14 protein-coding genes are annotated in these 14,820 nt (G+C 71.3%); all 14 read right to left on the bottom strand.

Annotation, left to right across the window (positions count from 1 at the left end; genetic code table 11):
• Positions 1–18: 18 nt before the first annotated feature.
• The 14 genes from nuoL to O7633_RS20860 all read right to left on the bottom strand — a co-directional run bounded on the left by nuoL (position 19) and on the right by O7633_RS20860 (position 14,818).
• The gene (gene nuoL / locus O7633_RS20925; protein ID WP_178067032.1) at positions 19–1,962 is read right to left on the bottom strand and encodes an NADH-quinone oxidoreductase subunit L; all 1,944 of its coding nucleotides are present in this window, start codon (positions 1,960–1,962) and stop codon (positions 19–21) included.
• A 26-nt stretch (positions 1,963–1,988) separates the two neighbouring features.
• Positions 1,989–2,288, bottom strand: a complete 300-nt coding sequence (gene nuoK, locus O7633_RS20920) for an NADH-quinone oxidoreductase subunit NuoK (protein WP_007074133.1) — start codon at positions 2,286–2,288, stop codon at positions 1,989–1,991.
• Positions 2,285–3,055: an NADH-quinone oxidoreductase subunit J gene (locus O7633_RS20915; RefSeq protein WP_278131023.1), complete on the bottom strand. Its 771-nt coding sequence runs from the start codon at positions 3,053–3,055 to the stop codon at positions 2,285–2,287. Before O7633_RS20915 ends, nuoK begins: the two co-directional genes overlap by 4 nt.
• On the bottom strand, positions 3,052–3,693 hold the full coding sequence (gene nuoI, locus O7633_RS20910; protein WP_074475428.1) for an NADH-quinone oxidoreductase subunit NuoI: 642 nt from the start codon (positions 3,691–3,693) through the stop codon (positions 3,052–3,054). The genes O7633_RS20915 and nuoI overlap by 4 nt, the downstream gene beginning before the upstream one ends.
• Before the next feature lies 1 nt (position 3,694).
• Complete coding sequence (gene nuoH / locus O7633_RS20905) at positions 3,695–5,047, bottom strand: NADH-quinone oxidoreductase subunit NuoH (protein ID WP_278131020.1); 1,353 nt, start codon at positions 5,045–5,047, stop codon at positions 3,695–3,697.
• Positions 5,044–7,545: an NADH-quinone oxidoreductase subunit G gene (locus O7633_RS20900; RefSeq protein ID WP_074475430.1), complete on the bottom strand. Its 2,502-nt coding sequence runs from the start codon at positions 7,543–7,545 to the stop codon at positions 5,044–5,046. Before O7633_RS20900 ends, nuoH begins: the two co-directional genes overlap by 4 nt.
• Positions 7,545–8,861 carry an NADH-quinone oxidoreductase subunit NuoF gene (gene nuoF / locus O7633_RS20895; RefSeq protein WP_282323612.1) on the bottom strand — a complete coding sequence of 439 codons (1,317 nt, stop codon included), beginning with the start codon at positions 8,859–8,861 and terminating at the stop codon, positions 7,545–7,547. Before nuoF ends, O7633_RS20900 begins: the two co-directional genes overlap by 1 nt.
• Positions 8,858–9,853, bottom strand: a complete 996-nt coding sequence (nuoE, locus tag O7633_RS20890; protein ID WP_282323611.1) for an NADH-quinone oxidoreductase subunit NuoE — start codon at positions 9,851–9,853, stop codon at positions 8,858–8,860. Before nuoE ends, nuoF begins: the two co-directional genes overlap by 4 nt.
• Positions 9,850–11,175 carry an NADH-quinone oxidoreductase subunit D gene (locus O7633_RS20885; RefSeq protein WP_282323610.1) on the bottom strand — a complete coding sequence of 442 codons (1,326 nt, stop codon included), beginning with the start codon at positions 11,173–11,175 and terminating at the stop codon, positions 9,850–9,852. The genes nuoE and O7633_RS20885 overlap by 4 nt, the downstream gene beginning before the upstream one ends.
• Positions 11,172–11,909, bottom strand: coding sequence for an NADH-quinone oxidoreductase subunit C (locus O7633_RS20880; RefSeq protein ID WP_278131010.1), 738 nt, complete (start codon positions 11,907–11,909; stop codon positions 11,172–11,174). Before O7633_RS20880 ends, O7633_RS20885 begins: the two co-directional genes overlap by 4 nt.
• 55 nt (positions 11,910–11,964) lie before the next feature.
• A complete protein-coding gene (locus O7633_RS20875) occupies positions 11,965–12,642 on the bottom strand; it encodes an NADH-quinone oxidoreductase subunit B (protein WP_007074124.1) in 678 nt (225 codons plus the stop codon).
• Between the two features lie 14 nt (positions 12,643–12,656).
• Positions 12,657–13,022, bottom strand: coding sequence for an NADH-quinone oxidoreductase subunit A (locus O7633_RS20870; protein ID WP_043961418.1), 366 nt, complete (start codon positions 13,020–13,022; stop codon positions 12,657–12,659).
• Positions 13,023–13,158: 136 nt separating this feature from the next.
• On the bottom strand, positions 13,159–14,433 hold the full coding sequence (locus tag O7633_RS20865; protein ID WP_282323609.1) for a geranylgeranyl reductase family protein: 1,275 nt from the start codon (positions 14,431–14,433) through the stop codon (positions 13,159–13,161).
• 133 nt (positions 14,434–14,566) lie between these two features.
• Positions 14,567–14,818, bottom strand: coding sequence for a hypothetical protein (locus O7633_RS20860; RefSeq protein WP_282323608.1), 252 nt, complete (start codon positions 14,816–14,818; stop codon positions 14,567–14,569).
• Positions 14,819–14,820 lie beyond the last annotated feature (2 nt).

The following is a 14,820-nucleotide window of genomic DNA, read 5'->3' as shown; positions in this document are numbered from 1 at the left end:
CGGCCGTAGAGAGGTCGATCACGCCAGCCACCCCGCCTGCACGGCCAGGAACGCCGCCACCACCAGCAGCGCACCGGTCAGGATGGACGTCGCGTACGACCGGACGAAGCCGGTCTGCAGCCGCCGAAGTCGGCCGGAGCCCCCGCCCACGGCGGCGGCGAGGCCGTTGACCAGCCCGTCGACGCCCCGGTTGTCGAGGAAGACCAGCGCCCGGGTGAGGAAGATCCCCGGCTTCTCGAAGACCGCCTCGTTGAAGGCGTCGGTGTAGAGGTTGCGCCGGGCGGCGGTGACCAGCACACCCGCCGGCTGCGGCTCGGTGGCCGTGCCGTTGCGGAACAGCGACCAGGCGAGCCCGGCCCCGGCGATCGTGACGACCAGCGACAGGATCGTGATCACCGTGTGCGACAGCACGGCGTGGTGCTCCTCGCCGGCCTCGCCGAGCACCGGCGTCAGCCAGGAGGCCAGGCCGTCGTTCCACACCATCAGGCCACCGGCGACCACCGAGCCGATCGCCAGCAGGATCAGCGGGATCGTCATCAGCTTCGGCGACTCGTGCGGGTGCTCGATGTCCTCGGTCCACCGCTTCGGGCCGTGGAAGGTGAGGACGAACAGCCGGGTCATGTAGAACGCGGTGAGCCCCGCGCCGAGCAGCGCCGCGCCGCCGAACAGCCACGCCGTCCAGTCGTCCCGAGTGAAGGCGGCGACGATGATCGGCTCCTTGGAGAAGTAGCCGGACAGCGGCGGCAGGCCGATGATGGCCAGCCAGCCCATCATGAACGTGATCCAGGTGACCTTCATGTACTTCGACAGCCCGCCGAAGCGGCGGATGTCCACCTGGTCGTTCATGCCGTGCATGACCGAGCCGGCGCCGAGGAACATGTTGGCCTTGAAGAAGCCGTGCGCGAGCAGGTGGATGATCGCCAGGGCGTACGCCCCGCCGCCGAGGCCGACGCCGAGGAACATGTAGCCGATCTGGCTGACCGTCGACCAGGCGAGCACCCGCTTGATGTCGTCCTTGGCCGCGCCGATGATGCAGCCGAGCAGCAGGGTCAGCGCGCCCACGCTGACCACCACGAGCTGGAGCGTCGAGTTGGCCGAGAAGACCGGGTTCGACCGGGCGATCAGGTAGACGCCGGCGGTGACCATGGTGGCGGCGTGGATGAGCGCCGACACCGGGGTCGGGCCCTCCATCGCGTCCGGCAGCCACGCCTGGAGCGGGAACTGGCCGGACTTGCCGGCCGCGCCGAGCAGCAGCAGCAGGCCGAGCACCAGCACCGTGGTGCCGGTCAGCGAGCCGACGCCGTTGAACACCTCGTCGTACTGCGTGGTGCCGAGGGTGGCGAACATGATGAAGATGCCGATGGCCAGGCCGGCGTCGCCGACCCGGTTCATCAGGAACGCCTTCTTGCCGGCGGTGGCCGCGCTCGGCCGGCCGTACCAGAAGGAGATCAGCAGGTACGACGCCAGGCCGACGCCCTCCCAGCCGAAGTAGAGCATCACGTAGTTGTTGCCGAGCACCAGCAGGAGCATCGCGGCGACGAAGAGGTTGAAGTAGGCGAAGAACCGCCGCCGACCCTCGTCGTGCGCCATGTACTCGACCGCGTACAGGTGGATCAGGAAGCCCACCCCGGTGATCAGCAGGACGAAGACCGCGGCCAGCGGGTCGAACAGCAGGCCGAAGTCCACGTGCAGGTCACCGACGGCGATGAAGTCCCAGAGGCTCAGCTCCGCCGACTTGTTCTCCAGGCCGCGGAGCTGGAAGAAGTAGGTCAGGCCGAGCACGAAGGCGGCCCCGATCGCGGCCACCCCGAGCCAGTGCCCCCACCGGTCGGCCCGCCGGCCCAGCAGCAGCAGGACCGCCGCGCTGGCCAGCGGGATCGCCACCAGCAGCCAGAAGCTGCCCAGCAGGCCGCTCGCCGCAGCGTAGGCGACTTCACCTGCCGGCTCAGCCGGGGCGTTCATCAGAATCGTTCCCACCGCAGGGCCCCTTAGTACTTCAGCAGGTTGGCGTCGTCGACGCTGGCCGAGCGCCGGGTCCGGAAGATGGACATGATGATCGCGAGGCCGACCACGACCTCCGCCGCGGCCACCACCATCACGAAGAACGACATGATCTGGCCGTTCAGGTCACCGTTGATCCGGCTGAAGGTGACCAGGGTCAGGTTGGCCGCGTTCAGCATCAGCTCGACGCACATGAACAGCACGATCGCGTTCCGGCGGACGAGCACCCCCACCGCACCGATGGTGAACAGCACCGCGGCGAGCACGAGATAGTAGTCCGGGGTCACCGGTCCGTCCCCTTCAACGTGGTCTCCTCGGCGGTCAGCTCCCGGGCCGGCAGGATCTCCGGGATGCTGCGCTCGGTCAGCCGGCCGTCGGGCAGGCGGGCCGGCGTGGCCACCGAGGACGAGGTGGCGAAGACACCCGGGCCGGGCTTCGGGCCGGGGTAGTTGCCCGGGGCGAAGCGGGCCTTCATGGTGGCGATCTGGTCCATCTTGTCCTCCCGACGCCGCTCGATGTGCGCCAGCACCATCGCGCCGACCGCTGCGGTGATCAGCAGCGCCGAGGTCAGCTCGAAGGCGAAGACGTACTTGGTGAACAGCAGCCGGGCGATGCCCTGCACGTTGCCCTCGGCGTTGGCCTGCTCCAGGCCGACCGCCGAGACGCCGCCGAGGCCCCGGTAGAGGCCGCCGCCGACCAGGCCGGCGAAGCCGAGGCCGAGCACCACGGCGGCGACCCGCTGGCCGCGCAGGGTCTCGATCAGCGAGTCCGAGGAGTCCCGGCCGACCAGCATCAGCACGAACAGGAAGAGCATCATGATCGCGCCGGTGTAGACGATGATCTGCACCATGCCGATGAACGGCCCGGCCTGGAGGACGTAGAACACGCCCAGGCAGAGCATCGTCAGCACCAGCCAGAGCGCCGAGTGCACGGCGTTGCGGGCCGCGATCATGCCGATCGCGCCGAGCAGCGCCAGCGGGGCGAGGATCCAGAAGGTGACCTCCTCGCCGCCGGAGACCCCGCCCGCCGCGGCGAGCACCGTCTGCGTGGTCATGCCTCGTCCCCCTTGCCCGCCGCCGCCCGCTGGGCCTGCTGCTCGGCGCCGGGGAAGGTCACCCCGGGGTGCTCCTCGACCTGGTAGCGACCGGGGCTGTTCGCCGCGTGCTCGGCCCCGGCGGAGGTGCCCGGGTTGCTGAGCGCGCCGACGTAGTAGTCCTTCTCGCTGTCGCCGAGCCGCATCGGGTGCGGCGGCTGCTCCATGCCCGGCAGCAGCGGCGCGAGCAGCTGCTCCTTCGTGAAGATCAGGTCCTGCCGGTTGTCCCGGGCCAGCTCGTACTCGTTGCTCATGGTGAGCGACCGGGTCGGGCAGGCCTCGATGCAGAGCCCGCAGAAGATGCAGCGGGCGTAGTTGATCTGGTAGATCGACGCGTGCCGCTCACCCGGAGACAGTCGGTTCTCCTCGGTGTTGTCCCCGCCCTCGACGTAGATCGCGTCGGCCGGGCAGGCCCAGGCGCACAGCTCGCAGCCGATGCACTTCTCCAGGCCGTCCGGGTGCCGGTTGAGGATGTGCCGCCCGTGGTAGCGCGGCGCCGAGACCGGCGGCTTGAACGGGTAGTCGGTCGTGACGACCTTCCTGAACATGTGCGAGAAGGTGACCCCGAAGCCCTTGAACGTTCCGGTGATCGCGCCCACGTCACACCTCCCTGGAGTCCGAGCCGGCGGCGACGTTGGCCGGCTCCCGCTCGGCGACCACGCGCTTGGTGCGCGGGCTCGGTGGCACTTGCAGGTCCATCGGTGGCAGCGGGAAGCTGCCGTGCGGACGGCTGTTGACCTGCTCCTGGAGCGTGGGCTGCGGCTCCTTCTTGCGGCTCGGCCACAGCAGCGTCACCAGCAGCAGCACGCCCGCGCCGAGGCCCGTGGCGAGCAGCCGGTCCCGGGTCTGCCAGCCCTCGATCGAGCGCAGGCCGGCCAGGACCAGGATCCAGACCAGGTTGATCGGCAGCAGCACCTTCCAGCCGAACCGCATGAACTGGTCGTAGCGGAGCCGGGGCAGGGTGCCCCGCAGCCAGACGAAGACGAAGACCAGCGCCAGCACCTTGCCGAAGAACCAGAGCATCGGCCACCAGCCGGTGTTGGCGTCCGCCCACAGCGTGATCGGCCAGGGGGCCCGCCAGCCGCCGAGGAACAGCGTCGTGGTGACCGCGGACATGGTCACCATCGCCACGTACTCGCTGAGCATGAAGAGCGCGAACTTCAGCGAGCTGTATTCCGTCATGAAGCCGGCGACCAGCTCCGACTCGGCCTCGGGGAGGTCGAACGGCGCCCGGTTGGTCTCACCGACGGTGGCGATGAAGAAGATGATGAAGCTCGGCAGCAGCAGGATCGCGTACCAGCCGGGGGCCGGCACCTCGACGCCGGCGACGGTGAACCGGGTGGCGTCGCCCTGGGCGGCGACGATCCCGCTGGTCGACATCGTCCCGGCGGTCATGAACACCGCCACGATGCTCAGCCCCATCGCGACCTCGTAGGAGATCATCTGGGCGCTGGAGCGCAGGCCGCCGAGCAGCGGGTACGTCGAGCCGGAGGCCCAGCCGCCGAGCACGATGCCGTAGACGGCCAGCGACGAGCAGGCCAGCAGCACCAGCACCGCCACCGGCACGTCGGTGACCTGCAACGGCGTCCGGTGACCGAAGATGCTCACCATCGGGCCGAAGGGGATCACCGACAGCGCGGTGACCGCGCAGACCACCGAGATGACCGGCGCGAAGAAGTAGACGACCTTGTCGGCGGCCTTCGGGAGGATGTCCTCCTTGAAGGCCATCTTCAGGCCGTCGGCGAGGGTCTGGAGCAGGCCGAACGGGCCGACCTGGTTGGGGCCGGGCCGCACCTGCATGTAGCCGACGACCCGCCGCTCGAACCAGACGCCGAGCAGCGTGGCCAGCAGGCCGAAGACGAAGGCGAACAGGACCTTGATCAGGACCAGCCACCACGGGTCCTTGCCGAAGTCGGCCAGCGTCGGGTCCTGCGCGAGGTAGACCGCGTTCACTGGGAAACACCCCCGGAGTTGAGGAGGGGACCCGGGCGGCCGGCGACGTCGGCGGCGACCGGGGCGGTCGCGGCGGGCGCGCTGATCCGTACCACCGTGCCGGACGTCGCGCCGAGGCCACGCCGGACGGTGGAGCCGGGTGAGTTGGTCGGCAGCCAGACGACGCCGTCGGGCATCTCGGTGATTGCCGCCGGCAGGGTGATCGCCCCACGGTCGGTGCCCACCGTCACCGGGTCGCCGTCGGCGACGCCGAGGGCCTCCGCGGTGCCCTTGCCCAGCCGGGCCACCGGCGGGCGGGCCGTGCCGCCGAGGTGCTCGTCGCCGTCGGTCAGGCTGCCCAGGTCGACGAGCTGGTGCCAGGTGGCCAGCACGGCCTCCCCGGCGCCGGGCTGCGGCACCGTGGCCGGCTGCACCGACGGCGTGGACGGCCGGTCGGCCCGGGTCGGCGGCAGGCTGCCCAGCTCGCGGCGGACGCTGAGCACGTCGCCGGTGCCGAGCTGCACGTCGAGCAGCGCGGCGAGGGCGTCGAGCACCCGGCCGTCGGTCATCGCGGCGGTGTGCAGGACCGCCTCGAAGGGCCGCAGGCGGCCCTCCCAGTCCAGGAAGCTGCCGGCCTTCTCGACCACCGGGGCGACCGGGAGGACCACGTCGGCCCGGCGGGCCACCGCGCTCATCCGCAGCTCCAGGCTGACCAGGAACGGCACCGCGTCCAGGGCCTGCTCGGCCAGCCGGGGGTCGGCCAGGTCGGCCGGGTCGACGCCGGCCACCACCAGCGCGCCGAGCTGGTCGCCCGCCGCCGCCGCGAGGATGGCGTCGGTGTCCCGGCCGGCCTGGCTCGGGATCACGCCGGCCGGGATGTCCCACGCCTCGCCCAGCTCGGCCCGCGCGGCCGGCTCGGTGACCGGACGGCCGCCGGGGAGCAGGTTGGGCAGGCAGCCCGCGTCGACCGCGCCCCGGTCGCCCGCGCGCCGCGGCACCCAGGCCAGCTTCGCGCCCGTACGCCGGGCCACGTCCGCCGCCGCCGACAGGCCGCCGGGCACCTCGCCCAGCCGCTCGCCGACGATCAGGATCGCGCCGGGGGTGCTCAGCGCCTCGGCCACCGTGGCGTGCTCGGCGAGCACGCTCGCCTCCTCGCCCGGCACCACCCGGGCCAGCTTGGCCCCGAGCTTCTCCAGGCCGCGGGTGGCGAACGGCGCGATCGCGTACACCGTCAGCTTCTTCTTCAGGTACGCCTTGCGCAGCCGCAGGAAGAGGATCGGGCACTCCTCCTCCGGCTCCAGGCCGACGAGCACCACGGCGGGGGCGTTCTCCACGTCCGCGTAGGTGACGTCGGTGCGGCCGGCGACCGAGCTGGCCAGGAAGTCGGACTCCTCGCGGGAGACCGGCCGGGCCCGGAAGTCGATGTCGTTGGTGCGCAGGGCGACCCGGGCGAACTTCGCGTACGCGTAGGCGTCCTCGACGGTGAGCCGGCCGCCGGTCAGCACCGCCGTGCCCCGGGCGGAGTCCCGGGCCGCGGCCAGCCCCTCGGCGGCGACGGTCAGCGCCTCGCTCCACGACGCCTCGCGCAGCTCACCGGTCTCGGCGTCGCGCACGAGCGGGTTGGTGATCCGGTCGAACGCGCGGGTGTACTGGAAGCCCCAGCGGCCCTTGTCGCAGTTCCACTCCTCGTTGACCTGCGGGTCGTCGCCGGCCAGCCGGCGCAGCACCTTGCCGCGCCGCCAGTCGGTGCGCTGGGCGCAGCCGGCCGAGCAGTGCTCGCAGACGCTGGGGCTGGAGACCAGGTCGAACGGGCGGGCCCGGAACCGGTACTGCGCGCCGGTCAGCGCGCCCACCGGGCAGATCTGCACGGTGTTGCCGGAGAAGTAGGAGTTGAACGGGACGTCGCCGCTGTCCTCGCCGGCCTCCGCGCCGTACTCCTCGTCCCGGTAGATGTTGATCTCCTCGGCGGACGACCGGCCCATCAGGTCGATGAACTTGTCGCCCGCGATCTCCTCGGAGAACCGGGTGCAGCGCTGGCAGAGCACGCACCGCTCGCGGTCGAGCAGCACCTGGGTGCTGATCGGCAACGGCTTGGGGTACTCCCGCTTGTGCTCGTGGAACCGGGAGTCCGTGCGGCCGGTGGACATCGCCTGGTTCTGTAGCGGGCACTCGCCGCCCTTGTCACACATCGGGCAGTCGAGGGGGTGGTTCATGAGCAGCAGCTCCATGACCCCCTCCTGCGCCTTCTTGGCGACCGGCGAGGTGAGCTGGGTGCGCACCACCATGCCCTCGGCGACGGTCTGGGTGCAGGAGGCCACCGGCTTGCGCTGGCCCTCCACCTCGACCAGGCACTGCCGGCACGCGCCGGCCGGGGCCAGCAGCGGGTGGTCGCAGAAGCGCGGGATCTCGGTGCCCAACTGCTCGGCGACCCGGATCAGCAGCGCGCCCTTGGGTGCGGTGACCTCGACGCCGTCGATGGTGAGCGTGACGGTCTCGGTCTGCTTGGCTACGTCGGTCATCAGTGCGCTCCCACCAGCTGCTTGTCCGACAGCTTCGGCGCGGTACGTCCCTCGATGTAGTCGAGGTAGTCCTGCTTGAAGTACTTCAGCGACGAGGTCACCGAGCTGGTCGCACCGTCACCCAGGCCGCAGAACGAGCGGCCGAGGATGTTGTCGCAGGTGTCGAGCAGGGTGTCCAGGTCCTCGTGGGTGCCCTGGCCGGCGAGGATCCGCCGGTAGACCCGGACCATCCAGTAGTTGCCCTCGCGGCACGGGGTGCACTTGCCGCACGACTCGTGGTGGTAGAACTCCAGCCACCGGTACGTCGCGTAGACCGGGCAGTCCTGGTCGGAGAAGAGCTGGGTGGCCGTGGTGCCCAGGATCGAGCCGGCCGCCGCCACCCCCTCGAAGTCCAGCGGCACGTCCAGGTGCTCGGCGGTGAGCAGCGGGGTGGACGAGCCGCCCGGGGTCCAGAACCGCAGGTGGTGGCCCGGCTGCATGCCGCCGGCCAGCTCCAGCAGCTCGCGCAGCGTGACGCCCATCGTGCACTCGTACTGGCCGGGGTTGGCGACCCGGCCGGAGAGCGAGTAGATCATCGGCCCGGACGACTTCTCCGTGCCCATGGTCTTCCACCAGTCGGCCCCGCCGAGCACGATGTACGGCACGCTGGCGATGGTGCCGACGTTGTTGACCACGGTGGGGCTGGCGTAGAGGCCGTGGGTCGCCGGGAACGGCGGGCGCAGCCGGGGCTGGCCCCGGAAGCCCTCCAGCGAGTCCAGCAGCGCGGTCTCCTCGCCACAGATGTACGCCCCCGCGCCCGAGTGCACCACCAGGTCCAGGTCGAACCCGGAGCCGAGGATGTTGCGCCCGAGGTAGCCCTTGGCGTACGCCTCCTGGACGGCGCTGCGCAGCCGGCGCGCGGCGTGCACCGCCTCGCCCCGGATGTAGATGTACGCCCGGCTGGCCCGGATCGCGTACGACCCGATGATCACGCCCTCGACCAGCGAGTGCGGGTCGTGGGTCATCAGCGGCAGGTCCTTGCAGGTGCCCGGCTCGCCCTCGTCGGCGTTGACCACCAGGTAGTGCGGCTTGCCGTCGCCCTGCGGGATGAAGCCCCACTTCAGGCCGGTCGGGAAGCCCGCGCCGCCGCGACCGCGCAGCCCGGAGTCCTTGATGAGCTGGATCAGGTCGTCCGGGTGCGCCTTGAGCGCCTTGCGCAGGGCGGCGTAGCCGTCGAGCTTCTCGTAGGTGCCGATCCGCCAGGCGTCCGGCGACAGCCAACGCTTGGTGAGCACGGGGGTGAGCTTGGCCAGGGTCTCCGGCCGGGGAGTCGTCACTGCTGGGCCTCCGCTTCCTTGAGGGAGCGCTCCTGGGCTTCGGCGTCGTCGCCGGCGGGCTTGCGGTCGCCGGCCGGCGGGTTCGCGGCGGCGCCCGCGGCCTGGGCCTGCTGGGCGTCGCGCGGGACCGGGGGCGCCCCGTCGACCGGCACCGCCACGCCGGGCGCGGCCGGCGCGGGCTCGGGCTCGGCTGCCGGAGCCGGCTTCGCGGCCTGGGCCTTCGCCTCGGCGGCGGCCTTGTCGGCCTCGGCCTTCGCCTTCTCGGCGTCCGCCTTCGCCTTCGCCTCGGCGGCGGCCCGGTCGGCCTCGGCCTTGCTCCGGATCGGGGTGTTCGGGTCGTAGCCCGGCACCGAGATGCCGTGCTGCTCGGCCAGCCGCAGGCCCCGCAGGGTGGGCTCGCCCGGGCCGCCGTCGGCGACCGCGCCCTCGCGCTCGTCGGCGAAGCCGGCGAGCTGCACCGACATCTCCTTGAGCGTGCAGAGCCGCGCGCCCCGGGTCGGCATCGGCCGGCCGCCGGCCCGCAGTTCCTCGACCACCCCGACCGCGGTCTGCGGGTCGACGCCGTCGAAGAAGTCGTAGTTGACCGTCATGACGGGGCCGTAGTCGCAGGCCGCGAGGCACTCGGCGTGCTCCAGGGTGACCTTGCCGTCGGCGGTGGTCTCGTCGTGCCCGACGCCCAGGTGCTCGGCGAGGGTGTCGTAGACCTCCTGCCCGCCCAGCACGTTGCACATGGTGTTGGTGCAGACGCTGACCAGGTAGTCACCGGTCGGCCGGCGCTTGTACATCGTGTAGAAGGTGGCGACCGCGCCGACCTGGGCCTTGTTCAGGCCGAGCACCTCGGCGCAGAACTCGACGCCGGCCGGGGAGACGTACCCCTCCTCCGACTGCACCAGGTGCAGCAGCGGCAGCAGCGCCGACCGGGACCGGTCGGCCGGGTAGCGGGCGATGATCTCGCGCGCCCGCTCCCGCGTCTCGTCAGTGAAAACGCTCATCGGTCACAACCACCCATCACGGGGTCCAGCGAGGCGCCGCCGGCGATCACGTCGGCGATCAGGCCGCCCTCGGCCATCGCCGGGAGGGCCTGGAGGTTGACGAAGCTCGGCTCCCGGTAGTGCACCCGGTAGGGCCGGGTGCCGCCGTCGGAGACCGCGTGCACGCCCAGCTCGCCCCGGGGCGACTCGATGCCGACGTACACCTGGCCCGGCGGGACCCGGAAGCCCTCGGTGACGAGCTTGAAGTGGTGGATCAGGGACTCCATCGACTGGCCCATGATCTTGGCGACGTGCTCCAGCGAGTTGCCCATGCCGTCGACGCCGATGGCGAGCTGCGCCGGCCAGGCGATCTTCTTGTCGGCCACCATCACCGGGCCCGGCTTGAGCCGGTCGAGCGCCTGCTCGACGAGCTTCAGCGACTCCCGGATCTCGGCGACCCGCACCAGGTAGCGGCCCCAGACGTCGCCGTCCGGGTGGGTGGGCACGTCGAACTCGTAGGACTCGTAGCCGCAGTAGGGCATCGTCTTGCGCAGGTCCCAGGCGAGGCCGGCGGAGCGCAGCACCGGGCCGGTGACGCCCAGCGCCAGGCAGCCGGTCACGTCGAGCACCGCCACGTGCTTGGTGCGCTCGGTCCAGATCGGCTGGCCGGAGAGGAGGTCCTCGTACTCCTTGAGCTTCTTCGGCATCATCTTCAGGAAGTCGCGGATCTTGCGGATCGCGTCGTCCGGGACGTCCTGCGCCACGCCGCCCGGCCGGACGTACGCGTGGTTCATCCGCAGGCCGGTGATCGTCTCGAAGATGTCGAGGATGTACTCCCGCTCGCGGAAGCCGTACAGCATGATCGAGATCGCGCCCAGCTCCATGCCGGTGGTGGCCAGCCAGACCAGGTGCGACGAGATCCGGTTGAGCTCCATCATCAGGACCCGGATCGTGGTGGCCCGCTCGGTCACGTCGTCGGTGATGCCGAGCAGCTTCTCCACCGCGAGGCTGTAGGCCGTCTCGTTGAAGATCGGGGAGAGGTAGTCCATCCGGGTCACGAACGTCGAACCCTGCACCCAGTTGCGGTATTCGAGGTTCTTCTCGATGCCCGTGTGCAGGTAGCCGACGACCGACCGGGCCTCCCGGACGGTCTCGCCCTCCAGCTCCAGGATCAGCCGGAGCACGCCGTGGGTCGACGGGTGCTGCGGACCCATGTTGACGACGATCCGCTCGTCGTTGATCGGGTCCGTGCCGGAGACCACCTGGTCCCAGTCCCCACCGGTGACGGTGAAGACCTTGCCCTCGGTCGTCTCACGCTCGGTGGCGTAGTTCGACGTCGTCACTGGTAGGACCTCCTACGGTCCGGCGGCGGGATCTCCGCGCCCTTGTACTCGACGGGCACGCCGCCGAGCGGGTAGTCCTTGCGCTGCGGGTGCCCCTCCCAGTCGTCCGGCATGAGGATCCGGGTCAGGTTGGGGTGGCCGTCGAAGACGATGCCGAACATGTCGTACGCCTCCCGCTCCTGCCAGTCGGCGGTCGGGTAGACGGCGGTGACGCTCGGCAGGTGCGGGGCCTCGGCGGAGACCGCGGCCTCCAGCCGCAGCCGGCGGCGGTAGGTCATGGAGGTGAGCTGGTAGACCACGTGCAGCCGGCGCTCGTCCGCGCCCAGGTAGTCGACGCCGGACACCGAGGAGCACAGCTCGAAGCGGAGCGCGAGGTCGTCGCGCAGCACCTGGCAGACCTCGGCGATGCGCTCCGGGCGCACGTGCAGGGTCAGCTCGCCCCGGTCGACCACGACCTTCTCGATCGCGTCGCCGAAGTCCGGGTACGCCTCCTCCAGCGCGTCGCGGACCTCGTCGAAGTAGCCCCCGTACGGCCGGGGGGTCTCCTCGATCGGCTGCTGCCGGCGGACCAGGCCGCCGAAGCCGGAGACGTCGCCGGTGCCGTGGGTGCCGAACATGCCGCGCCCGGCCGGGCTCGACGGCGGGTGCTCGGCCGGCGCGCCGCTGCTGGCGCCGGCCGGCGTCACCGGCACGGGCAGACCGCCGGTGCTGTTCCTGTCGTTCGGTGCGGTCACTGTGCCTGCCCTCCGATCGCGACTGCGGGGCTCCGCTCCGCTGCACTCCTCGCGCTCACTTGGGGCCCCCGTGCGGGTGGAGGTGATTCTGCGCGTTCATCCAGTTCTCGATCCGCAGCTGCTCCTCGCGCCCCTCGCGGACCGCCCGGGTCCACTCGGCGCGGCGGGCCTTGTCGTTGCGGTACGACGAGGGCATCGAGCCGTACGGCACGACGGGGACGTCGCCGCGCTCCTGGCGGGCCTGGAGCATCTTGCGGCCGTTCGGGCCCAGCGGCTCATACATGATCTTCTCGCGGAGCTTGAGGATCGCGTCGATGAGCATCTCCGGCCGGGGCGGGCAGCCCGGGAGGTACATGTCGACCGGGACGATGTGGTCGACGCCCTGCACGATGGCGTAGTTGTTGAACATGCCGCCGCTGCTGGCGCAGACGCCCATCGAGAGCACCCAGCGGGGCTCGGCCATCTGGTCGTAGATCTGGCGCAGGACCGGGGCCATCTTCTGGCTCACCCGGCCGGCGACGATCATCAGGTCCGCCTGGCGGGGCGAGGCGCGGAACACCTCCATGCCCCAGCGGCCCATGTCGTAGTGCGGGCCACCGGCGGCCATCATCTCGATGGCGCAGCAGGCCAGGCCGAAGGTGGCGCCCCAGACGGACGACTTCCGCGACCAGTTGACCAGCTTCTCCACGGAGGTGAGCAGGACGCCGGCGGGAAGCTTCTCCTCGATACCCATCTGACGTACCTCCCTCAGTCCCAGTCCAGGCCGCCGCGCCGCCACACGTAGGCGTACGCGACGAAGACCGCGACGATGAACAGGACCATCTCCACGAAGCCGAAGATCGGCAGGGCGTCGAACGAGACCGCCCAGGGGTAGAGGAAGATGATCTCGATGTCGAAGACGATGAAGAGCATCGCCGTCAGGTAGAACTTGATCGGGAACCGGCCGCCCCCGACGGGCTGCGGGCTGGGCTCGATGCCGCACTCGTACGCCTCGAGCTTGGCCTTGTTGTACCGGCGCGGGCCGGCGAAGCGGGCGGCGGCCACGGAGAACAGCGAGAACGCCGCGGCGAGGGCGAACAGCCCGATAATGGGTGCGTAAGGCGAGAGCGTCATCGTGGTCTCCTGCTCGTCCTTCCCTGCCCTCGGCGGTGGTGGGCCAAAATCACACTATTCACGTCCCTCACGACGACTGTCGGCGGGGGTCGATCTCTGCCTGGCCGGTGTCCTCGTCGACCTCGGCCTCCACGGCTCACACGGCGGGTGCCGCCTTCGTCATCGCGTTGATGACCCGGTCCATCGCGTCCCCGCCGCGCGGGTCGGTCAGGTTGGCCAGCAGCTTGAGCACGAAGCGCATGAGGGCGGGGTGCGGCATGCCGTGCTTCGTGGCGACCCGCATGATCTCCGGACGGCCGATCAGCTTCACGAAGATGCCGCCGAGCCGGTAGTAGCCGCCGAAGCGGGCCTTCAGCTCCTGCGGGTAGGCCTGTAGCGCCCGCTCCCGCTTGGCGCCGGCCGGCCGGGCGAGGGCCTGCACCGCGACCTCGGCGGCCAGCTCGCCGGACTCCATCGCGTAGGCGATGCCCTCGCCGTTGAACGGGTTGACCATGCCGCCGGAGTCGCCGACCAGCAGGACGCCCCGGGTGTAGTGCGGCACCCGGTTGAAGCCCATCGGCAACGCCGCGCCGAGGATCGGCCCCTCGGCGTTCGTCTCGTCGGTCAGCCCCCACTCCTCGGGGGTGTTGGCCAGCCAGTCGGTGAGCAGCCGCCGGTAGTTGGTCTTGCCGAAGGCGGTGGAGGAGTTGAGGATGCCCAGGCCGGCGTTGACCCGCCCGTCGCCGAGGCCGAAGATCCAGCCGTAGCCGGGCAGCAGCTCGCCATTGCCCTTGCCGCGCAGCTCCAGCCACGACTCCAGGTAGTCGTCGTCGTGCTTGGCGGGCGAGCGGTAGTAGCGCCGGACGGCCACGCCGATCGGCCGGTCCTCGCGCTTGGCCAGCCCGAGGGCGAGCGGGAAGCGGCCGGAGACGCCGTCGGCCGCGACCACCAGCGGCGCGCGGAAGGTGGCGGGCTCCTTCTCCGGGCCGACCTCGGCCACCACGCCGACCACCCGGTCGTCGGCGTCGAGCACCGGGCCGGTCACGTTGACGCTGGTGCGCAGCTTCGCCCCGGCCGAGACGGCGCGCTGGGCGAGCAGGTCGTCGAAGTCGAGCCGGGTGCGGACCAGCCCGTAGTTGGGGAAGCTGGCCAGGTCGGGCCAGTCCAGCTCCAGCCGGACGCCGCCGCCGATCACCCGCAGGCCCCGGTTGTGCAGCCAGCCCGCCTCGGTCGAGGTGTCCACACCCATCCGGATGAGCTGCCGGACCGCGCGCGGGGTCAGCCCGTCGCCGCAGACCTTCTCCCGGGGGAACTCGGTCTTCTCCAGCAGCAGCACCCGCACGCCGTGCCGCGCCAGGTGGTACGCCGTCGCCGAGCCGCCGGGACCGGCGCCCACGACGATCACGTCGGCGTCGTTCTCCACCGCGGTCATCTGCGCCTCCTCCCCATGCTCGTGAAATGCTTCACAAGCCAGTCGGGTGGAGTCTATGACCGACGTGACACGCGCGCCCGGTTAGGTGGCCCTAACTTGCCGAGGTGAGGGCCACCAAGGTCCACTTCGGTCGTCAGCGCGGGGCGGGAACGGTGGCGTTCAGCCCGGCATCGGCCACGGCGTCCAGTCCGGCGTCGGCCCGGATCGACTCGGGCAGGTGTTCGCGCAGCGCGCCGCCGGCCACCCGGTCGAGCGCGGCCAGCACCTCGGCGACCACGCGGCGCACGTCGGCGGGATCGGCCCCGGCGAGGTCCCGGAGCTGCGCGACCAGCTCCGCCGCGTCGTCGTCGGGCGGCGCGCCGCCCGCCTGGTCTGCTCCGGTCATGC

Origin of the sequence: Micromonospora sp. WMMD712 (assembly GCF_029581295.1) — a bacterium.
GTDB classification, from domain to species: domain Bacteria; phylum Actinomycetota; class Actinomycetes; order Mycobacteriales; family Micromonosporaceae; genus Micromonospora; species Micromonospora carbonacea.
Note: the sequence above shows the minus strand (reverse complement) of the source record. Positions and strands in the feature narration are given on the sequence as shown.